Source organism: Altererythrobacter xiamenensis, from assembly GCF_900177715.1.
GTDB lineage: Bacteria > Pseudomonadota > Alphaproteobacteria > Sphingomonadales > Sphingomonadaceae > Erythrobacter > Erythrobacter xiamenensis.
Window position 1 is genome coordinate 832212 of sequence record NZ_FXWG01000002.1, and the last position, 19270, is coordinate 851481.

Annotated in this window: 19 protein-coding genes and 1 tRNA gene; 9 read left to right on the plus strand and 11 right to left on the minus strand. The window is 62.9% G+C overall.

Features of this window, described 5'->3' with window-relative positions:
* Positions 1 to 29: 29 nt before the first annotated feature.
* The 3 genes from CCE89_RS09410 to CCE89_RS09425 all read right to left on the minus strand — a co-directional run bounded on the left by CCE89_RS09410 (position 30) and on the right by CCE89_RS09425 (position 2810).
* The gene (locus tag CCE89_RS09410) at positions 30 to 557 is read right to left on the minus strand and encodes a hypothetical protein (protein WP_086437754.1); all 528 of its coding nucleotides are present in this window, start codon (positions 555 to 557) and stop codon (positions 30 to 32) included.
* A 661-nt stretch (positions 558 to 1218) separates the two neighbouring features.
* A complete protein-coding gene (locus CCE89_RS15155; RefSeq protein ID WP_143256006.1) occupies positions 1219 to 1506 on the minus strand; it encodes a hypothetical protein in 288 nt (95 codons plus the stop codon).
* Between the two features lie 749 nt (positions 1507 to 2255).
* On the minus strand, positions 2256 to 2810 hold the full coding sequence (locus CCE89_RS09425) for a hypothetical protein (protein WP_086437757.1): 555 nt from the start codon (positions 2808 to 2810) through the stop codon (positions 2256 to 2258).
* Between the two features lie 78 nt (positions 2811 to 2888).
* On the opposite strand from CCE89_RS09425, the gene CCE89_RS15455 reads away from it, so the two are divergent.
* The 4 genes from CCE89_RS15455 (at position 2889) to CCE89_RS09445 (ending at position 5337) form a co-directional block, all read left to right on the plus strand.
* On the plus strand, positions 2889 to 3086 hold the full coding sequence (locus CCE89_RS15455; RefSeq protein ID WP_086437758.1) for a hypothetical protein: 198 nt from the start codon (positions 2889 to 2891) through the stop codon (positions 3084 to 3086).
* On the plus strand, positions 3083 to 4180 hold the full coding sequence (locus CCE89_RS09435) for a tyrosine-type recombinase/integrase (RefSeq protein ID WP_159456634.1): 1098 nt from the start codon (positions 3083 to 3085) through the stop codon (positions 4178 to 4180). Before CCE89_RS15455 ends, CCE89_RS09435 begins: the two co-directional genes overlap by 4 nt.
* 53 nt (positions 4181 to 4233) lie before the next feature.
* A tRNA-Gly gene (locus CCE89_RS09440) sits at positions 4234 to 4307 on the plus strand.
* Positions 4308 to 4392: 85 nt separating this feature from the next.
* Positions 4393 to 5337 (plus strand): alpha/beta fold hydrolase, encoded by a 945-nt coding sequence (locus tag CCE89_RS09445; RefSeq protein WP_200810318.1) that lies wholly within the window; start codon positions 4393 to 4395, stop codon positions 5335 to 5337.
* Positions 5338 to 5340: 3 nt separating this feature from the next.
* On the opposite strand, the gene CCE89_RS09450 is transcribed toward CCE89_RS09445, so the two are convergent.
* Positions 5341 to 6135 (minus strand): SDR family oxidoreductase, encoded by a 795-nt coding sequence (locus tag CCE89_RS09450; protein ID WP_086437760.1) that lies wholly within the window; start codon positions 6133 to 6135, stop codon positions 5341 to 5343.
* 117 nt (positions 6136 to 6252) lie between these two features.
* Here CCE89_RS09450 and CCE89_RS09455 point away from each other — a divergent pair, with 117 nt between their 5' ends.
* From CCE89_RS09455 to CCE89_RS09470, 4 genes are all read left to right on the plus strand, one after another.
* Entirely contained in the window at positions 6253 to 6813 is a 561-nt protein-coding gene (locus CCE89_RS09455; protein ID WP_086437761.1) for a hypothetical protein, read from the plus strand.
* Between the two features lie 120 nt (positions 6814 to 6933).
* Positions 6934 to 7395 (plus strand): Dps family protein, encoded by a 462-nt coding sequence (locus tag CCE89_RS09460; RefSeq protein ID WP_086437762.1) that lies wholly within the window; start codon positions 6934 to 6936, stop codon positions 7393 to 7395.
* Positions 7396 to 7469: 74 nt separating this feature from the next.
* Positions 7470 to 8093, plus strand: coding sequence for a 6-phosphogluconolactonase (locus tag CCE89_RS09465; protein WP_086437763.1), 624 nt, complete (start codon positions 7470 to 7472; stop codon positions 8091 to 8093).
* Positions 8081 to 8560 carry an NUDIX hydrolase gene (locus CCE89_RS09470; protein ID WP_086437764.1) on the plus strand — a complete coding sequence of 160 codons (480 nt, stop codon included), beginning with the start codon at positions 8081 to 8083 and terminating at the stop codon, positions 8558 to 8560. The genes CCE89_RS09465 and CCE89_RS09470 overlap by 13 nt, the downstream gene beginning before the upstream one ends.
* Positions 8561 to 8584: 24 nt before the next feature.
* On the opposite strand, the gene dinB is transcribed toward CCE89_RS09470, so the two are convergent.
* Positions 8585 to 9700, minus strand: a complete 1116-nt coding sequence (gene dinB / locus CCE89_RS09475; protein WP_086437765.1) for a DNA polymerase IV — start codon at positions 9698 to 9700, stop codon at positions 8585 to 8587.
* A 65-nt stretch (positions 9701 to 9765) separates the two neighbouring features.
* On the opposite strand from dinB, the gene CCE89_RS09480 reads away from it, so the two are divergent.
* Entirely contained in the window at positions 9766 to 11037 is a 1272-nt protein-coding gene (locus tag CCE89_RS09480) for a multidrug effflux MFS transporter (RefSeq protein WP_086437766.1), read from the plus strand.
* 12 nt (positions 11038 to 11049) lie between these two features.
* Here the strand turns inward: CCE89_RS09480 and CCE89_RS09485 are convergent, their stop codons facing one another.
* From CCE89_RS09485 to crtY, 6 genes are all read right to left on the minus strand, one after another.
* The gene (locus tag CCE89_RS09485; RefSeq protein ID WP_086437767.1) at positions 11050 to 12600 is read right to left on the minus strand and encodes an acyl-CoA carboxylase subunit beta; all 1551 of its coding nucleotides are present in this window, start codon (positions 12598 to 12600) and stop codon (positions 11050 to 11052) included.
* 91 nt (positions 12601 to 12691) lie between these two features.
* Positions 12692 to 14656, minus strand: coding sequence for an acetyl/propionyl/methylcrotonyl-CoA carboxylase subunit alpha (locus tag CCE89_RS09490; RefSeq protein ID WP_086437768.1), 1965 nt, complete (start codon positions 14654 to 14656; stop codon positions 12692 to 12694).
* Positions 14657 to 14665: 9 nt separating this feature from the next.
* The gene (locus CCE89_RS09495) at positions 14666 to 15682 is read right to left on the minus strand and encodes a phytoene/squalene synthase family protein (protein ID WP_086437769.1); all 1017 of its coding nucleotides are present in this window, start codon (positions 15680 to 15682) and stop codon (positions 14666 to 14668) included.
* 157 nt (positions 15683 to 15839) lie between these two features.
* Entirely contained in the window at positions 15840 to 16421 is a 582-nt protein-coding gene (locus tag CCE89_RS09500; RefSeq protein WP_086438064.1) for an LOG family protein, read from the minus strand.
* 8 nt (positions 16422 to 16429) lie between these two features.
* On the minus strand, positions 16430 to 18016 hold the full coding sequence (locus tag CCE89_RS09505; RefSeq protein ID WP_086437770.1) for a phytoene desaturase: 1587 nt from the start codon (positions 18014 to 18016) through the stop codon (positions 16430 to 16432).
* Positions 18013 to 19218: a lycopene beta-cyclase CrtY gene (gene crtY / locus CCE89_RS09510; protein WP_086437771.1), complete on the minus strand. Its 1206-nt coding sequence runs from the start codon at positions 19216 to 19218 to the stop codon at positions 18013 to 18015. Before crtY ends, CCE89_RS09505 begins: the two co-directional genes overlap by 4 nt.
* Positions 19219 to 19270: the final 52 nt, after the last annotated feature.

Sequence of the window (19270 nt, forward strand, 5' to 3'; positions counted from 1 at the left end):
CACGACAAGCTCGATTCAGTAATATGCAGCTAGTCCTTCAGCAACCAGCCGCCTTCCGTATACACCGCGAGGCCAACCGGGCCGAACTCCAGCAGCGCTGGCAGACCTCGCAGCGCCTTGTTCTTCAGGCCGGTCGCTCCGTCATGGATGCGGAACATCCGAGCTTCGCCTTCCTTCAGTTCCACGCACTCGCAGTAGACGGCCGCAGCGACATCGCCGGTGGGTGCGACAACGAAATGCTCGTCGCCGGACACTTCTTCGATGCGGTAGAGATGCAGTTTCGGTGCGGGGAGTGCATGCGCGATCCAGCCGACCTGCGGGTTGAAGCTGGCGAAGCCCGCCGGAGCGCATTCGAGCAAGGCGTCGAGTCCCAGCCGTTGGTCCTCCGGCAGTGTGTCGTCCACCCGCTCGACGGTGAAGCCGTCATTCTCCTGATTGAGTTCGATTTCGTTGGCGATGACGATTTCCTCGGCGCGCTGCGGGTCGGATGCCAGCACGAAGCCGGTGACACGCCGGTGAGCACGAGAGATCGTGACGCGATACAATTCAAAACGCATTTGAGCATTACCTTATGCTGTTGGTGATGCTTGATGCGTAGCTGCGCGCTGTGGTGGATGAGGGTGGGCAATTCGGTGGCGGCGATGGGAAATCGCACGCCAGGAAGAAGTTGAGTGACTCAACGATCCCTAGTGGAAAACGAACACACGGAACGGCGGATTTCCGCAGCTTTTCCTGAACGCCGGTGAATGGCAAATCCACGAGGATGAGAGCATTTTCGCGCAAATCGCTAAAGAAAACCGCAAGAACCCTAAACTTTCACGATCCTGCATCCTCTCTTCCCGTAGGTAAAAGTCCACGCCGGAGTGGTGGAAGGTGAGCGAAGCGAACCTGGAACCCTGCGGCGTGTGACCGCCCCTCGCGTAGCGAGGGGCACTACCTCATGAACCACCTCACATTCTGCTACCGCTGCGCGGCAGCAGATGCTGCGCTCACAGCAGTCATTGCTCTGCTCGCTATGCTCGCTTCGCAACGACAGCTTCTCGCTTGCATCGACGCCTTCGCTTCGCTCCGGCGTTCCGGCCTGACGGCCGGCATGGAAGCCAACGAGAGATGGAAGACGGTTTAGGTGAAACGTGTTTTGGACAGAGGTTTTTCCCGCCTAGAGCAGATGTATCAGCCTAAAACCCCTGTCCGTTTTTCCACGAGCTACGAACCAGATCACGAGTCCTCCAGCAACGTATGGACCACTGACGGGTGCAAGCCTGTCTTGCCCGTAAGGCCGCGTGGTAACGGGTCGGGCTTCGGATCGAAGAATGGCCACTTCCCCTCCGCGGTGAGACGGTCTGCACAATTGAGCGCGTCGTTTACGCGCTTCGTAAGGGAGCCGGGCAGCCCATCTTCCATCCGACCTTCGGCAACGAGAAACTTGCGCACCTCGTTCGCCGACGCCTTTCGGTTTCCCCATTCGAGCAGTTCGCGCGCCCACCACGCATCTGCGATGAGCACGCATCGCTCCTCCGATCGATTCCGAAGCCACAGCGGTGGCTTCAGCCCAGCCCTCTCCGCCAGCAATTCCGACCGACGCGCGTCACGGTAGTCTTGAATCGCAGTTTGGATACGCTTTGGCACTGCGCGAGGCTTGCGCTTGTGGCGGCGCCTGGCGGTCGCGTTTTGCGTCGCCTTCGCGAGCCTCGACGCGGTTTTTGCGTCCTCTTTCTCCTGAAGCATGCGGTCATTCTCATCGTGCCAGGTGCCTTCCTCGCATCGAACGACGAACGCGCTCCAAGATGGGTGGCGATGCCGATCCTCTAACGCCATGGTCGCGGTCGCCGTTTCCCACTCAAAATAGAGCGAGCGCAGATCGGCCGAACTTTCTATACGGTTGTGGACTACTTGACCGCAAAACATGGCGACAGGGCACATCGCGCAACCATAGGGTTCTGGTTCCCCGTCCCCCCAGTGTCGGGGTTCATCGAAACGGCCCCAAAGGCGTTCGACCGGATCTCCGAAGCAGATGAGACGCTCTGTAAGTGGTCGCTTCAGAATGTTGCCGCTCCCATCGATGACAATGTCAGCGACACGATATGTAACCTGTCGATTTCGATAGAGCTTTCGGCGGACACCAAGTGCGCGCGACGATGGAGCTTTCGGATGCAATGTTGGCGAACCTTTCTCATTGACGGTAAGCTTGTGTGGAGAGGCGTTCGTGCGGCAGCGGTGGAATTCGACGGCGCGTGCTCAACGGCACGCACCACCTACTTCAAGGGGGAGTCCTGATCGGATAAGCGCTCGCGCAGAACTTCTAAATCAGCCGCACTTAATCCGTTTGAGGACACCGAGGGTCGCATCTCCCGCAGGACCTCGACAGCATGCAGTTCATGCACTGACAGCCATCGTCTCCGCGGGCGTGGGTCGGCAGCTACCTCACGCATGACAGCGCGCTGTTCGTTGGAGAGATCCTTCAAGCGGCAGCCCAGGACCGTTTCCAACTCGTCGGCCAAGTTATCAGATTCTGATGAACGCCTGCTCTCGGTGAGAAGGTGCCAGGACACGTCAGGGTGCCTTTGCCTTACAACCGCTTGCAAAAAAGAAGTTTTGTCGATTGCTAGGGTGTCAGCCAGCTCCTCTGCGCGGTCAATGGGGATCGGCGCTCTGCCAAGGGCCATGTGGCTCAATACCACTGCTGTCTTGTAGCCCATCTGCTTACCGATTTGGCGGATGCTCAAGCCCTGCTCATGCTTCGCCCTAGCCAAGCCTTCTGAAAGCATTCGTGCGGCAGTTGTGTCGGCTAGGGGATATTCGTCTTTCATGCGTAATGTATGGCATTCAGAATGCGCGCGTGTCAATTGCCACTTGAAACTTTCGTGAATGCGTAGTATTTGCCACGCATGACGGATACACCACTCATCAAGTTCCCCCGCTCACCGGAGATCAAGCGGGCAATTGCTGCTGTTACCAAGGCTGGCGTCGTAGTCGGCTCTATCGAAATCTCTGCCAGCGGTGCGCTACGAATTTACGCTGCGACCGGGAACCTCGAACCAGCTGCTAATGACTTCGATGAATGGGACAGGCGAGGCGCCCTTTGATCTCTGGTATTCACTTCGTCACGAAGAAGCGGTCGGGCAAACCAACTCTTCATTATGTGTATGCGTGGCGCGGAGGTCCGCTGATCGCGAAACGTGAAGGTGGCGGAAAGCCGGTTCTCACTGCTGCTGAAATCAAGGCTGCCATCGAAGCGATTGAGCGCAATGCGACGCCGGACAGCAAGACGCTGTCGGCGCTCGTTCGCGAATGGGAGCGTAGTCCGGCTTGGGAGAACCTGGCGAGCTCCACGAAGAAGACCTGGTCCAGTTATATCAAGCAGATCATCGAACGTTGGGGTCAGACGCCTCTTTCCGTTTGGAACGACCCGCGCATGAAGGCGAAGGTTGTCCGGTGGCGGGACGAACGTGCAGCCACGCCGCGAGCTGCTGATCTCGGCGTCATGGTGCTTCGCGAACTGCTCAAGTTTGGGTGTCTGCATGGTCGCGTCCTCATCAACGTCGCGGAGGGCATTCCGACCCTCTACCGGAATGGGCAGCGCGCCGAGATCATTTGGACGGACGAAGACATCGACCGTTTCTCATTCGAGGCGAAGCGAATGGACAAGCTCCATGTGCTCGACGGATTGCGTCTCTGTGCGGTCACAGGGCTGCGGCGCGAAGACCTTGTCACCGTGAGCTGCTCAGACGTCTATGACTTTGCAATCGTCAAGCGCGCGCTCAAGACCAGCCGCGGGCGGCGTCGAACAGCTTCGATGCCAAGGATACCGGAGCTTGATCTCCTGCTTCAAGAACTGGACACACGGCCGCGTGAAGAGGGGGTAACCACCCTTCTCGTAAACAGCCGTGGCAAGCCATGGAGTGGCGATGGTTTCGGGGGCTCGTTCAATCGCGTTCGTGACGCGGCCGGGATCGTATTTACGGACCCTGATACGGGAGAGCAGAAGCGCAAACACCTGCACGACGTTCGCGGGACTTTTGCAACACGCCTCATCCTGTCTGGCCTGACCGATGCGGAGGTTGCGGAGATCATGGCATGGTCGGTCGAAAAGGTGTCGGGCATCCGACGAACATACGTTGACCAGTCGCGTGCAATCGTGGCAATCGGCGAGCGCATCATGAAGGCGGGTGTAAACTGACCTGTAAACCGTTCTATGCAGTGTATTCGGTTTCCCTTCTTTCACAGTGCTTTGCGGGTGTAGCTCAATGGTAGAGCAGCAGCTTCCCAAGCTGACGACGAGGGTTCGATTCCCTTCACCCGCTCCAGCACCCCGCGATAAATGGCAGATGCACTTGCAAACCGCATGGCCCTCCCCGATGGTAGCAAAATGAAACTGGTCTCGGGGACAGCTTGAACACAATTACATCGCCAGACCCTGACGCCGACGGCACCTTGCTTGGGCGATTCGGCGGCGAAAAACCGCCGGCAGCGCAATGGTTCGACGCTGCCATCGCGCATGCGCCCGAACGCAGCAATTTCACCGTCGATGGGGCCGACATCGAGCTTCTGACCTGGGGCGAGGTCGGCAAGCCCGGCCTGCTCTTCCTCCACGGCAATGCTGCGCACGCCGATTGGTGGAGCTTTATTGCCCCGCAATTCGCCGACGGTTTTCGCTGCGCGGCCATTTCATGGTCGGGAATGGGGAAATCGGGCTGGCGCGAATCCTACGATATTCCGACCTTCGCCAAGGAAGCGGAGACCGCGATCGAAGTGGCGCAACTCGGCGCATCCGGGATGCAACCGGTGATCGTGGCCCATTCCTTCGGCGGGTTCCCGACGCTGCGCATGGCAAGCCATCATCCGGATGCGATTTCGGGTGCGATCCTGGTCGATTCAGCACCGCCGCGCGCGGAAGGCGGACCGCCGCCACGGCTGGCGCAGGGGCGCTCGCACAATCCGCGCTACGAAACGCTCGAAGCCGCACTGCGCCGCTTCCGCTTCCTGCCCGAACAGGAGGAGGGCCTGCCCGAGATCATCGACTGGATGGCGCGCGGGGCGCTGCATGAAGTTCCCGCTACCGACGAAGCGCCCGGCGGCTGGACATGGCGGTTCGACCCGCAATTCTGGACCAAGTTCGAGCGGAGGAACTGGGGCGAGAAGCCGCAGGTGCCGATCGGGATCATCGTCGGCGGCAAGTCGGCGCTGTTCCCATCCGGGCGGCTGGAAGAGCTGGAGGCACTGATCCCCGATCGCCGGTTCACCACCGTGATCGAGGATGCGCGTCACCACATCCTCGTCGATCACCCGCTCGAACTCGTCGCGGCGATCCGCGAAGGGCTGGAACTGCTGCGCTAGCGCCTATTTCGGTGGCATCCGGATCGCGCCGTCGAGGCGGAACTGGTGACCGTTGATGTAGGTATTGCGCGCGATCTCGCAGATCAGCGAGGCGAACTCCTCCGGATGGCCGAGCCGCTTGGGGAAGGGCACGCTCGCGTTCAACTGGTCCCACATCTGCGGATTGCGGTCCTTCATTCCCAGCATCAGCGGCGTCGCGAAGATCCCCGGCATGACCGAGTTCACGCGGATGCCGAGGTCCATCAGGTCGCGCGCCATCGGCAGGACGAGGCCGTTCACCCCCGACTTGCAGCTACCGTAGATCACCTGGCCGATCTGGCCGTCCTGCGCCGCGACCGAAGCGGTCAGCGTGATGCAGCCGCGCTCGCCATCCTCGTTCACCGGTTCGCTGTTCGCCATGCCGAGCGCGCTGATCGAAGCGACGCGATAGCTGGCGACGAGGATACCCTCGGCACCGAACGCATAGTCTTCGGTCGGCAGGCGCTTGTAGCCGCCCTTTTCCTTGTCCCAGCCAATGGTCTTCCCGCGTTTCGACGCCATCGCGCAGTGGACCGTCACGCGCTCCTGCCCGTTGGCCGCGCGCGCCGCTGCAAAGCCATCCTCGACCGATTGTTCATCCATAATGTCGACATGGTGGAAGGTACCCCCGATTGCCCTGGCATGGGCCTCGCCGTCCTCGTCGTTGATGTCGAAGATGGCCACCTTCAGGCCCAGATCGGCAAGCGCCTGCGCGCTTGCCCTGCCGAGCCCCGATGCGCCGCCGGTCACCACTGCCGCCATACCTTGTTCGAGTTTCATCGCGTCATTCTCCCTTGATCGGCCGACACGATTAGGGCGTGGCTGGCCTCGCGCAACCCCTTCAAAAACATAAGGGCAGCGATGGCGCGCCCGGCCGACCCCGGCTAGGGATGCGCGATGGATTCCTTCCTGTTCGCCTTTGCCGCCGTGCTGCTGCTTTCGATCGGTGGGCGCGACCAGATCATGGTGGCGCGCTTTTCGGCCAAGCTCGGCCAGAGCGGCGCCTTGCTCGCCGTCGCGGTTCTGGTGAGCGTGGCGAGCGCGGGCGTGATGGCCTATGCCGGAGCGCATATAGCGGTGCTCTTGCCGGTGCCGGCGCAGCACATGCTGATCGCGATTGCCCTCGCCATCGCCGCGCTCGAGCTATTCTGGCCGGTTCGGCTGCGGGAGGCGACGGAGCCGACGCGTTCGCTCGGGGCGATCGGCATCGTGCTGTTCGCTAGGCAGCTCGGCGATGCCGCGCGTTTTGCCGTTTTCGCTTTTGCTGCTGCCACGGTGCTGGCACCTCTCGCCTGGCTCGGTGGAGCGTTGGGCGGGGCGGGTGCCATGTTGCTGGCCTGGACGTTGCAGGGGGAGTTGGAAGAACGCTTTCCCCTGCGCAGGGTCCGGATCGCGCTTGGCATTGTCGTGTTGCTTATCGCCGCGTGGATCGCTCTCTCGGCGCGCGGTGCGGTCTAAATTTGATTTCGATCAATAATCGACAAAAGCGATTAAAATAATCCTCTAAACTTGTGAAACCCGATCAAGCTTCGGCCGTTGGTTAGGCAAGATGCACAAGTTTCCAAGGAGGAAAACATTATGGCCGACACTGGCAACAATTCGAAAGCAGCCCTCGTCAGCGAACTCAACGGTCTGCTGGCCGATCACATGGCATTGTTCTTCAAGACCAAGAACTTTCACTGGCACGTAGCAGGGCCGCGTTTCCGCGATCTGCACCTGCTGTTCGACGAGCAGGCGATCGAGATCCGCGACCAGATCGACGCGATCGGCGAACGCGTTCGCAAGAATGACGAGTACACGCTGACCTCGATCGGCTCGGTCGCCAAGCACACGCAGATCAAGGATCAGGACGACGTGACATTGACCGCCGAGGCGATGGTCAAGGAATTGCGCGACGACAACGCCGCGATGGTCAAGCGCCTCAAGGGCATGAAGGAACTGGCCGAACAGGCTGGCGACAACGCCACCGACGGTCTGCTCGATGACTGGACCGACATGGCGGAGGAACGCGTATGGTTCCTCAACCAGACGCTGAAGTAAGTTTGCAGACGGAGAGTTTCCTCGGGAGGGCCGTTTCCGCTTGGCGGGAGCGGCCCTTTTGCTAGGGAGGCCCAATGGCTGATGTTTCAACTGTCGAAGGATTGAACGCTTCAGGGATCGCGGACTGGATCGCGTCACAACTGCAAGCTGCGCTATCGAAGCAGGACGGGCCGATCGCCATCAGCGTTCCCGGCGGATCGACCCCTTTCCCGATCTTTGCAGAACTGCTGAAGCGCGATCTCGAGTTTTCGCGGCTGCTGGTCTGGCCCGGCGATGATCGCATCGTGGCGGAAGATCACGAGGCGTCGAACACCGGCAAGATCCGCGCGCTGTTCGAGCCTTCGGGCGCCGAGGTCGTGACGCTGACGGTGATGGAGCAGGTGCCGCATTTCGCGCTGGTCTGGCTTGGCATGGGAGCAGACGGCCACATCGCCTCGCTCTTCCCCAATACCGATCCCCGGGTCGATGACGATCACGCAATCCGTCGGCTGACGCCCGACCCGCTGCCGCCCGAGGCACCGTTCGATCGCGTGACTTTGACCATGCCGAGCCTGCTGGCATCGGATCAGATCATGTTCACGCTCGGCGGCTCGGCCGAAAAGCGCGAAGTCTTCGAAGCCGCCAGGCGCGGCGAGCACGACCTGCCGATTGCGCGGCTTCTCGGAGCTGCCACCCAGCCCGTCACATGTTTCGCCTGATCCCCGCGCCGCTCCACCGGCTCGGTCTGCGCATTGCCTATCGGCTGCGTCATCGCTGGCGCGTGTGGCGCAAGGTCGAGCTTGCCGGTGTCTCGGTCATCGTCAAGGATTTGCGCGGGCAATTGCTGGTTGTCCGCCACAGTTACGGACCGCCGGTCTGGGGCCTGCCGGGCGGCGGTGTCAGGAAAGGCGAGGATCCGGAGGCTGCGGCGCGGCGCGAACTGCTCGAGGAAGTGGGCATGACGGTCGAGCGATTGAAGGTGATCGGCACGATCGAGGAGATGGTCTCGGGTTCGCCGCACAAGGGCCACCTGTTCGAAGCGACAGTACTTGACGATGCAGTGCCCGACTGCCGCGAAGTCATCGAAGCGCGCTTCTTCCCGCCTCATTCCTTGCCCGAGCCCTTGGGGGCTTTCACCCGCACGCGGCTGGCCTATTGGCGCAGGGTTTCGAATATCAAGGACTGACCACGAGACGGGCTCGGTACCGGGCTACAGCAGCGATAATTGCGCGTCGTCGCGCTTGGGCTGCTGCACACCATCGCGTTCGAGATTGGACAGCGTCAGGCCCATCAGCCGTATCGGCATGGGCAGCGGCAGCGTCTCTTCGAGGATTGCACGCGCCGTGCGCGCGAACTCCGGCTTGTCGGCCACCGGATGCGGCAGTGAGCGCGCACGTGTGATCGTCTGGAAATCGGTGTATTTCATCTTGAGCGTCACGGTGCGGCCCCTGGCCTCCGCGCGCTCGATGCTGTCCCAGACGATGTCGATGATGTTGTCGAGCGTCTCGCGCAGCTTTGGGCCCGACGAGATATCCTCGCTGAAGGTGCGCTCTCCGCCGACCGATTTTCGCACGCGGTGCGAACGCACGGGGCGCAGGTCGATCCCGCGCGCGGCGCGATAGAGATAATCGCCCATGCTGCCGAAATTGGCGCGCAGGAAAGCGATGTCCTTGGCTGCGAGATCCGCGCCGGTTGCGATGCCCAGCTTCGCCATCTTCTCCGCGCCCTTCGGCCCGACCCCGTGGAAGCGGCGCACCGGCAGCCCGGCCACGAAATCGGCCCCTTCACCAGGGCGGATGACGCACATGCCGTCGGGCTTGTTCTGGTCGGAGGCGAGCTTGGCGAGAAACTTGTTGTAGGAAACGCCCGCGCTCGCGGTCAGCTGCGTCTTGGCCTTGATCTCCTGCCGGATCAGCTCGGCGATGCGGGTGGCGGAGCCGATGCCGAGCCGGTCCTCGGTCACGTCGAGATAGGCCTCGTCGAGGCTCAGCGGTTCGACATGCGGCGTGTGATGCTCGAAGATTGTGCGGATGGTGCGGCTCGCCTCCTTGTAGGCATCGAAGCGGTGCCGCACGAAGATGAGGTCGGGGCACAGCCGCTTCGCCGTGACCGAAGGCATTGCGCTGCGCACGCCGAACTTGCGCGCTTCATAGCTGGCGGCCGCAACCACGCCGCGCCCGCCCGACCCGCCCACGGCGACCGGCTTGCCGCGCAGTTCCGGATTGTCGCGCTGTTCGACGCTGGCGAAGAAAGCGTCCATGTCGACATGGATGATCTTGCGCAGGCCACTGGCCTCGCCTCCGTCATCCTGATCGATTTCGCTCATCGCTCACTGTTTAAACAGGTGGGTTGCAAAGCGGAACCTTAGGGCGCAGGGCCGGTTTTGTGCAGATGCGAAGTGAACAATTCAGTCCGGGTGAGCGGCCCATCGCCAAGGCGGCTCACGGCCGCCGCATCGGTGAACGCGAGCTCATATGGATGATGGCGCTGCTGATGGCGTGCAATGCTTTCGGCATCGATGCGATATTGCCTGCGCTCGACGCACTTGCGATGGATTTCGGGGCGGAGGGCAACAGCCGCCAGTTCGTGGTCGGCGCCTATCTCTTCGCGGCCGGTCTCGGCACGCTGGTGCCGGGCGCCTTTGCCGACCGCTACGGGCGGAGGCCGGTGCTGTTCGTTGGATTGGCGTTCTACATCGCGCTGTCGCTCGCCTGCGCGCTGGCGACCTCTTTCGACATGCTGGTCGCGCTGAGGGCGGCGCAAGGGTTTTTCGCCGCCGGCATCATCGCGCTGCCGCCCGCCATCATTCGCGACCGCGTGGGCGGCGACAAGATGGCGCGCATGATGAGCCTGATCTTCGTCATCTTCCTGCTCGTCCCGGCGGTCGCGCCGAGCATCGGGCAGGGTGTGCTGATGCTGCTCGGCGACTGGCGCTGGATCTTCGTTTCGATGGCCGTCGCCGGACTCATCATGACAGCCTGGGTCTATTTCCGCCTGCCCGAAACCCTGCACGAGGATGACCGGCAGGAAATCCGCATCAAGCCGATCGCGCGCAACATGAAGCACGCGGTTACCCTGCGCGAAACCATCGGTTACACGATCGGCAGCGCGCTGGTATTCGGCGGATTGTTCGGCTTCATCAATTCGAGCCAGCAGCTGATCGGCGAGGCATTCGGGGCGGGCGACAGCTTCCCGCTGATCTTCGCCATCTGTGCAGGCTGCATGGCCGTGGCCAACTGGTCCAATTCGCGCATCGTCGAGCGATTCGGCGCGCGCCGGGTGAGCCATGCCGCGCTGTTCGCCTTCATCGCCGTCGCCGCCGCGCAATTGTGGTTCGCATCGCAGCCCGATGAAACGCTGTGGACCTTCGTCCCGCTGATGGCCGCGAACATGAGCCTGCTTGGCTTCATCGGCGCGAACTTCGGTTCGATCGCGATGCAGCCGTTCCGCCATATCGCGGGCGCAGCGTCGAGTGCGCAAGGATTCTTGCGCATGACGAGCGGCGCAGCGCTGGGCGCGTTCATCGGCTACAGCTATGACGGCACCGCGCGCCCGCTGGCGATTGCGCTGCTCGCGACGGCGGTCCTCAGCCTCGTGTTCGTCCTGCTCAGCGAGCGGTGGAAACTGTTCGGCCCGCCCGTCGTCGACGACGAGGACGACTAGGCTTTCTTGCGATCAGGCTTCGCTTTTCAGTTTCCGCCACGCCAGATCGGCAAACTCGCACAGCAAGGGCCGCGTGTCGCGCGGGTCGATGATATCCTCGACATTGAAGCGCTCCGCGCTGCGGAAAGGACTGGTGACCTTGTCGAGCCGTTCGCGGATCGCCGCCAGCTCTGCCGCGGGATCTTCGGCGGCTTCGATGTCCGACTTGTAGGCGACCTCCAGCCCGCCTGCGATCGGCAGGCTGCCCCAATCGCCCGAGGGCCAGCAATAGCGGTACTGATATGTCTCGGCATTGCTCATCGCGCTGCCGGCGATGCCATAGGCGCGGCGCAGCACGATGCTCGCGAGCGGCACGCTGGCCTTGTACACCGCGTTCATCGCCTGAACGCCATATCGGATCGTGCCCGCCATCTCCGCCTCGCGCCCGATCATGAAGCCGGGGTTGTCGACCATGTGGACGATCGGCAGGCGAAACTGGTCGGCCATCTTGACGAAGCGTTCGACCTTCTCGCTGGTCTTCGCTTCCCACGATCCGCCGAGATAGCTGGGATCGCTCGCCAGCACCGCAACGGGCCAGCCGTCGAGCCGGGCAAGCGCGGTGATGCAGGCGCGGCCCCACATCCGGCCGATTTCGAACACCGTGCCCTGGTCGAACACCATGTCGAGCGCGCGGCGCATCGAATAGACCTGTTTCGGGTCGCGCGGGACGAGGCTGAGCAGGTCTTCCTCGCGGCGATGGACCGGGTCGGTGCAGTTTGACCGGCGCGCCAGCTGGCCGACATGTTCGGGCATGAAGCTGAGGAAGTGGCGCGCGCGGGCAAAGGCTTCGGCCTCGCTCGCCACTTCGTCATCGACCACGCCGTTGCGGGTGTGGATACCGCTGCCGCCGAGGTCTTCCTTCGCCTGCTGGTGGTCCGCGGCGCTCTTGTACTTCTCGCCGAGGCCATCGACCACCGCGGGTCCGGCGGCGAATAACTGGGAGAGGCCCTTGACCATGACCGAGTAGTGGCTCGCGACGGTGCGCGCTGCGCCGAGGCCTGCCGTGGGGCCGAGCGCCAGCGCAACGACCGGCACCGTGTCGAGATTCTTCACCACGTCCGACCATCCGGGAACGGCGGGAATGTAGGTCGCACCGATCTGTTCGAGCGTCTTGACGCTGCCGCCGCCGCCGGTCCCGTCGATCATGCGGATGATGGGGAGCTTGAGCTCATGCGCCATCTTTTCCGCCTGCACCATCTTGCGGCTGATCCCGGCATCCGCCGCGCCGCCGCGAATGGTGAAATCGTCCGCCGTGGCGACCACCGGCCGCCCCTCGATCAGCGCCTTGCCAAAAAGGAACGGGGCGGGGAGGACGCCTTCCAGATTGCCGTCCTCGTCATAGCTTCCCTTGCCCGCAATCTTGCCGATTTCGCGGAAGGAGCCGTCATCGACCAGCGCCGCGAGGCGCGCGCGCGCATCCATCTTGCCGCGGCCATGCTGGCGCGCGACCTTTTCCTCGCCGCCCATTTGTTCGGCAAGCGCCTCGCGCCTGTGCAATTCCTCGAGTTCTTTTTCCCAGGTCAAGCGGCTCTCTCCATGCCCACCCCGCTGCGACTAAGCCAGCTAGCTGGCAAGTCTCGCTCCCCTCCCGCTTGCGGGAGGGGCCGGGGGTGGGTCAAGCCTCTTTCGCAGGCTCCACGACCGCGAGCACCGCTTCGACCTGCACCTGAGCGCCCTCGCTGGCGGCAAGCTCGGTAACGGTCCCATCGAACGGCGCGGTGAGCGCGTGCTCCATCTTCATCGCCTCGAGCACCATCAGCCGCTGACCCGCGGTGACGCTTTCGCCCTCGGCCACATCGACCGCGATGACCTTGCCCGGCATGGGGGCGAGGATCGCGCCATCGGCGGCGGAGGCATGGCCGGAAACGTGGGATGGCAGTGTCGCCGCAAAGACATCCGCCGCGCGAGATATGAGCAACTCGTCGTCATGCCACATCATCTCGATTGGTGAGGATTCATTAGAATCGTCAAACTCGATCAATTGACCAACTGGCTCGGGAAAACAGACTTCGTGAGATTCGGTGCCTAGCTCGATAACTATTCGACTACGCGGGGCGGAATTTAGCCTAAAACCCGACGAGTGTGGCGTGAGGGGGCCGGTCGTGTCCGAGGTGACCATTTCGCTCCAAAGAATCGGAAGTTTGCCATCGCGTTGTCGCAGGAACCATGCCGCCGCCGCTGCTTGGATCATCTCCTTGTCTGGCGAGGGCACCGAAGTAAGCTCTTCGAGATTTTCTCCGATGAAGGCTGTCGTCAACCGGCCTTCTACGACATCGCTTTGTCCAAGAAGGCGATCAAGAAATGCGGCGTTGGAGCGCACTGGCCAAACCAGCGTCGACCCGCAAGCAAACTCCAACGCTTCCAATGCTTCGTTTCTGTTGGAGCGATGAACAATCAGCTTGGCGATCATCGGATCGTAGAACGGACTAACATCGCTGCCTTCTTCGACTCCCGTGTCGATCCGAAGTTCGAATTTGTCGTCTGGAAAGTCCAGAACGTCCAACCGCCCCGTGCTCGGCAAAAACCCTTTCGCCGGGTCCTCCGCATACAGCCGTGCCTCGATGGCGTGGCCGTTAATCGAGAGATCTTTCTGCTTCTTCGGGATCGGCTCGCCACTCGCCACGCGCAGCTGCCATTCGACCAGATCGACCCCGGTGATTTCCTCGGTGACGGGGTGCTCGACCTGAAGCCGCGTGTTCATCTCCATGAAGAAGATGCGGTCGGCGCGCAGGCCTTCGCTGGCGTCGGCGATGAACTCGATCGTGCCTGCGCCCTCGTAATCGACCGCCTTGGCGGCGCGCACGGCGGCGGCGCAGATTTCTTCGCGGGTGGCTTCGTCCATGCCCGGGGCGGGGGCTTCCTCGATCACCTTCTGATGGCGGCGCTGGAGCGAGCAGTCGCGTTCGAACAGGTGGACGACATTGCCGTGGCTGTCGCCGAACACCTGCACCTCTATATGGCGCGGCGAGGTGATCCACTTTTCGAGCAGCACTTCGTCATTGGAGAAGCTGGCCTTGGCCTCACGCCGGCAGCTCTCCAGCGCTGCCTCGAAATCCGCCGCCGCATCGACCTTGCGCATCCCCTTGCCGCCGCCGCCCGCGACCGCCTTGATCAGCACGGGATAGCCGATCTTGTCCGCTTCGGACTTGAGGCGCTCGACCGACTGGTCCTCGCCCTCATAGCCGGGGGTGACGGGCACGCCCGCTTCGCGCATCAGCTTCTTGGCGGCATCCTTCAGACCCATCGCCTCGATGCTGGAAGGCTTGGGGCCGACCCAGATCAGCCCCGCGTCGATAACGGCCTGCGCGAAGCCCGCGTTCTCGCTTAGGAAGCCGTAACCCGGATGGATCGCCTCGGCGCCGGTCAGCTTGGCCGCTGCGATAATCTTGTCGCCGACGAGATAGCTTTCGGCAGCAGGCGAAGGGCCGATGTGCACCGCCTCGTCGGCTTGCCGCACGTGCAGCGCCTTGGCGTCGGCATCGGAATAGACCGCGACCGTGGCGATCCCCATTGTGCGTGCGGTGCGGATAATGCGGCAGGCAATCTCGCCGCGATTGGCGATAAGAAGCTTTTTGATCATGTGCGCGGGTTAGGCTGCGCGACCCGCTTTGCCAAGGTCGCTGCGCGTCCAGCGCGGCTCCATCGGCGGGGCAGGCGGGCGGTTGGCGAGGGCCTCCCAGAAGGCCGCGATCACATGGCGCAGCTTTTGCGGGCGCGTCGTATAGACGCGGTGGTTCCACGCCTCCGTGCCGAGATCGCGCACCTCGCGCCCGATCGCGCCGTAGATATTGGCGGCGGACAGCACGGCCCAGCGTTGGCGGAAGCGAAGCTTGGATGCGCCGATGCGTGCGTAGGTCTCGTGCAATTCCATTCGGCGGATCAGCTTCGCGGCCATGTCGGCCAGCTCCTGCCGGTGATGCGGCTTGGTATGCTGGCCTGGCTCGATATCCTGTTCTGCGAGCCATTCCATCGGCAGGTAGCAGCGCCCCGCCGCATCATCCTCGGTGATGTCGCGCGCGATATTGGCGAGCTGGAATGCGAGGCCGAGGTCGCATGCCCGGTCGAGCGTCGCGGTGTCATCGCGCGGCACACCCATGACGATGGCCATCATGATGCCGACCGCACCCGCGACGTGATAGCAATAGCGCATGAGGTCTTCCTCGGTGCGCGGCCGCCAGTCCTCCGCATCGAGCTGGAAGCCCTCGATCACTTCCTCGGCATCCGCATAGGTCAGCCCCGTTTCGGCTGCGACCTGGCCGAAGGCGTCGAACGCCAGATCGGCGGTCGGCTGTCCGTCGAGCGCAGCCTGCGTCAGGATGCGGATACCCTTGATCTTGCCCTCGAGCCCGGTCTGATCGCCGAGTTCGCCACCCATCACCTGCCCATCGGCGATGTCGTCGCAGCGGCGGCACCAGGCATAGAGCATCCACACCCGCTCGCGCGTCCTGCGGTCGAACAGCATGGAGGCGGCGGCGAAGCTCTTGGAGCCTTCCGCGATGATGTCCCAACTCTTCTCGACCAGCGGGCCGCGTCGCCGCCCGCCACCGGCATTGCGGATCGTGTGCCGCATGATGCGCGACGGGGCGAGAAGCCGCGCGCGTTTCATTTTGTGGAGACCATGCCAGCCCGCACCCTGCGACCGGCAGAGGATGGATTCCGGGGGAATGCTTCCCCCGGTTGGCCTTCCGCCCGGAGCCTACCGGGATACATGCCGGGTGGAAGGGCGGAGGGTGCGGGTGGCCCGGATGCGCGACCAGACGCCCTCACAACTCATCCGCCTTCATGCGGAAGATCGGGGTATGCGGTTCGTACGCCGCCATCTTGTCGATCAGCTCGCCGATCGTGTCGGCGGCAATCAGGATGTTCTGGTGGGCCGGGCGAACGAAGCCGACCTCCGCCATCTTGGTGTTGAAGGCGATGAGATCGTCGTAAAAGCCCATCGCGTTCAGGAGACCCACCGGCTTCTGGTGATAGCCGAGCTGCGCCCAGCTCATCGCTTCCCATAATTCGTCCATCGTGCCGACGCCGCCGGGGATGGTGACGAAACCGTCAGAAAGATCGGTGAAGCGCTGCTTGCGCTCGTGCATGCCCGAAACCGTGTAGAGCTCGGTGCAATCGTGATTGGCGACCTCGGTGTTGAACAGCGCATCGGGAATGACCCCGATCACTTCGCCGCCTGCCTCCAATGCGCCTCTTGCCACAGCGCCCATCAGGCCGAGCCTGCCGCCGCCATAGACGACGCCGATCTCGCGCAGCGCGAGCGAGCGCCCGACTTCGTGGGCGAGTTCGATATAGCGCGGGTCTTCGGGTGTGGCGGAGCCGCAATAGACGGCGAGACGGTTCATCGGGTTGCTCATCCCGCCGCCTTTACCGCCAGATCCTCCAGCATCAAGCCTGCGGTCGCCTTGGCGCTGCCGACCACGCCGGGGATGCCTGCGCCCGGGTGCGTGCCTGCGCCGACGAGGTAGAAGTTCTCGATCACGTCGTCACGGTTGTGGCCGCGGAAATAGGCCGACTGGGTCAGCAGCGGTTCGAGGCTGAAGGCGCTGCCGAGATGGGCGTTGAGGTCGTGGCCGAAATCCCGGGGCGTATAGCTGAACTTGGTCACGATCCGGTCATTGATGTCGGGGATCAGCCGCCGCCCGACCTCGTCCAGAATGCGCTGTTCGAGGATCGGAGCGATCTTTTCCCAGTCGACCGCCAGCTTGCCCATGTGCGCGACGGGAACGAGCGCATAGAAGGTGCTCTTGCCCTTGGGCGCCATGGTCGGATCGGTCACCGTCGGGTGATGCAGGTAGATCGAGAAATCCTGCGGCAGCACGCCGTGATCGTAGATATCCTCTAGCAGGCCCTTATAGCGCGGCCCGAACAGGATCATGTGATGCGGGATGCCCGGCCACGTTCCTTCCAGCCCGAAATGGACCACGAAGAGCGAGGGGCTGAAGCTCTTTCTGGCGAGCGACTTCGCATAACTCTGGCCGCGCTGCGTATCGCCCAGCAGTTCGCGATAGGAATGCATGATGTCGGCGTTGGAGGCGACCGCGTCGAAACGCTGCTTGTACCCGCTCGAGGTTTCGACCTCGGTCGCGCGCGCGCCGAAAGTGTGAACCTTCACCACCGGATCGCCGACGATCATTGTGCCGCCCAATCGCTCGAAATGGCGCACCATTCCCGCGATCAGCCGGTTGGTGCCGCCGCGCGTCCACCACACGCCGCCGTCCTTCTCCAGCTTGTGGATCAGCGCGTAGATCGCACTGGTTTTCATGGGATTGCCGCCGACCAGCAGCGTGTGGAAGCTCAATGCCTCGCGGATCTTCTCGTTTTCGATGAAGCTCGAAACCATCGAATAGACGCTGCGCCAGGCCTGTTTCTTGGCGAGCGCGGGCGCGGCCTTGATCATCGACTTGAAGTCGAGAAACGGCACGTGGCCGAGCTTCACATAGCCTTCCTGAAAGACGCCGGCCGAATATTCGAGGAAGCGCTGGTAGCCCGCGACATCGGCCGGGTTCAGCTTGGCGATTTCCGCGTTGAGGCTGTCTTCCTGGTTCGAATAATCGAAGTTCGTGCCGTCGGGCCAGTTGAGCCGGTAGAACGGCATGACCGGCATCAGTTCGACGTCTTCGGCCATGTCGTGGCCGGTCAGCTGCCACAATTCTTTCAGGCAATTGGGATCGGTGACGACCGTCGGCCCGCCGTCGAAGGTGAAACCGTCTTTCTCCCAGAAATAGGCGCGCCCGCCCGGCTTGTCGCGCGCTTCGATCACGGTGGTCGCGATCCCTACCGATTGCAGCCTGATGGCGAGCGCCATGCCGCCGAAACCCGACCCGATGACACAGGCCGTGCGCCCTTCGTACTTCGCCGAAGCGACCGGGCTGCTGGCGTCTCCGAATAGGTCGGGCGAGATCGTATCGGTCGTTGTATTCGTGGGGGAGGCGGTCATGCCTTCTCCTGACTGGTGAGGGGGCGCCCGCTTGAGGCGAGGGCGCGCATTGCACGTCCTATAGCTACGGGGGGCTTCCCGACAAGGATGCGTGCCTTGTCGAACAGGTTCGACTGGCCGGCGTAGAAACGCTGAAAGATGTTCTGGGGCAAGGCATAGAACCTTTCGAAAATGTCCACCCGCCGATCCGGTTCCGCTGCCTGGAACAGCATGCGGCCGAGCAGGCGGTAAAAGCGCATCCTGCGCCAGTGCCGCCGTGCGCGCGCCTCCATGAAAGCGGCAAGCTGGTGCCCGGTAAGGTCCGCCTCGTCCGCAATCGCGAGTGCATTTTCGACCGCGATCGGCATGGTGTAGCTGGTGAGCGGATGGGAAAAGCCGCCGCGTGCGCCCGCCATGGCGACGCCGGGAATGCGAATGCTGTCGAGATAGGCTGAGAAATTGCCGCCCGTGATGACCGGCAGCACGCCCGTCTCGCTGCCGGTGATCTGCCCTTCCCAACCATGTCGACGGCAATAGGCATCGATCCGTCCCGACAGCGCGCTGCGGTCTAGCAGGGGCTCGTCGGCGTAATAGGTGTCTTCGACGAAGATATCGTGCGCGCCCAGAGGCAGGACATAGACGAAGCGGTAGGCGCCGCCGTTTCCATGCGGGGCGAGCTGGTCGACGCTTGCATCCATGATCACCGGGCGCTCGCAATCGTGCGGCTTGTCGAGCCGTGTCTTCCGGCCCATGAAGACCTGCCAGCCGCCGGTCAGGTGCGGGCTGGGCTTGAAGCTGCGGCAATCGATCACCGCGCGCGCCGGAATGCGCTCGCCATTTTCCAGCATTACCCCTTCTGCATCGAGCTCCGCGACGCCGCTCTTGAGAAGCACGGTTTCGGGTGGAAGCAGGCGCGTCAGCCCCTGGTGGAAATCGGCGCTCGAGAGCGAGTTATAGGTGGCCCGGACCTGGCGGCGATGGCGCGGGAAGGTGACGTCGTATCCGCCGTCCCAGATCACATGGCGAAACTCAGCCAGCAGCGCGCGCCCTTCCGGCGAAAGGTCGCTGTCGAACCAGCTCCAGCGGTGGTTGCCGCCCAACACTTCGCCCGCTTCGATAAGCGCCAGGCGCAATTCGGGTCGCCGGCGGTGGAGCGCGAGCGCGATCAATCCGCCTGCGAGGCCGCCCCCGACAATTGCCACGTCCACCATGCGCCCGTTCATGGCGCTTGGCCTAGGGCAGTGGAGAGATGAGGGCAAACAGTTTGCCCATGCG

Bases quoted from the DNA above. Each gene is read 5' to 3' on its own strand.
- CCE89_RS09425 (WP_086437757.1), bottom strand. From the start codon at position 2,810: ATGAAAGACGAATATCCCCTAGCCGACACAACTGCCGCACGAATGCTT.
- CCE89_RS09500 (WP_086438064.1), bottom strand. From the start codon at position 16,421: ATGAACCGTCTCGCCGTCTATTGCGGCTCCGCCACACCCGAAGACCCG.
- CCE89_RS09505 (WP_086437770.1), bottom strand. From the start codon at position 18,016: ATGACCGCCTCCCCCACGAATACAACGACCGATACGATCTCGCCCGAC.
- CCE89_RS15455 (WP_086437758.1), top strand. From the start codon at position 2,889: ATGACGGATACACCACTCATCAAGTTCCCCCGCTCACCGGAGATCAAG.
- CCE89_RS09490 (WP_086437768.1), bottom strand. From the start codon at position 14,656: ATGATCAAAAAGCTTCTTATCGCCAATCGCGGCGAGATTGCCTGCCGC.
- dinB (WP_086437765.1), bottom strand. From the start codon at position 9,700: ATGAGCGAAATCGATCAGGATGACGGAGGCGAGGCCAGTGGCCTGCGC.
- CCE89_RS09470 (WP_086437764.1), top strand. From the start codon at position 8,081: ATGTTTCGCCTGATCCCCGCGCCGCTCCACCGGCTCGGTCTGCGCATT.
- CCE89_RS09460 (WP_086437762.1), top strand. From the start codon at position 6,934: ATGGCCGACACTGGCAACAATTCGAAAGCAGCCCTCGTCAGCGAACTC.
- CCE89_RS09465 (WP_086437763.1), top strand. From the start codon at position 7,470: ATGGCTGATGTTTCAACTGTCGAAGGATTGAACGCTTCAGGGATCGCG.
- CCE89_RS09480 (WP_086437766.1), top strand. From the start codon at position 9,766: ATGCGAAGTGAACAATTCAGTCCGGGTGAGCGGCCCATCGCCAAGGCG.
- CCE89_RS09455 (WP_086437761.1), top strand. From the start codon at position 6,253: ATGGATTCCTTCCTGTTCGCCTTTGCCGCCGTGCTGCTGCTTTCGATC.
- crtY (WP_086437771.1), bottom strand. From the start codon at position 19,218: ATGAACGGGCGCATGGTGGACGTGGCAATTGTCGGGGGCGGCCTCGCA.
- CCE89_RS09410 (WP_086437754.1), bottom strand. From the start codon at position 557: ATGCGTTTTGAATTGTATCGCGTCACGATCTCTCGTGCTCACCGGCGT.
- CCE89_RS09495 (WP_086437769.1), bottom strand. From the start codon at position 15,682: ATGAAACGCGCGCGGCTTCTCGCCCCGTCGCGCATCATGCGGCACACG.
- CCE89_RS09450 (WP_086437760.1), bottom strand. From the start codon at position 6,135: ATGAAACTCGAACAAGGTATGGCGGCAGTGGTGACCGGCGGCGCATCG.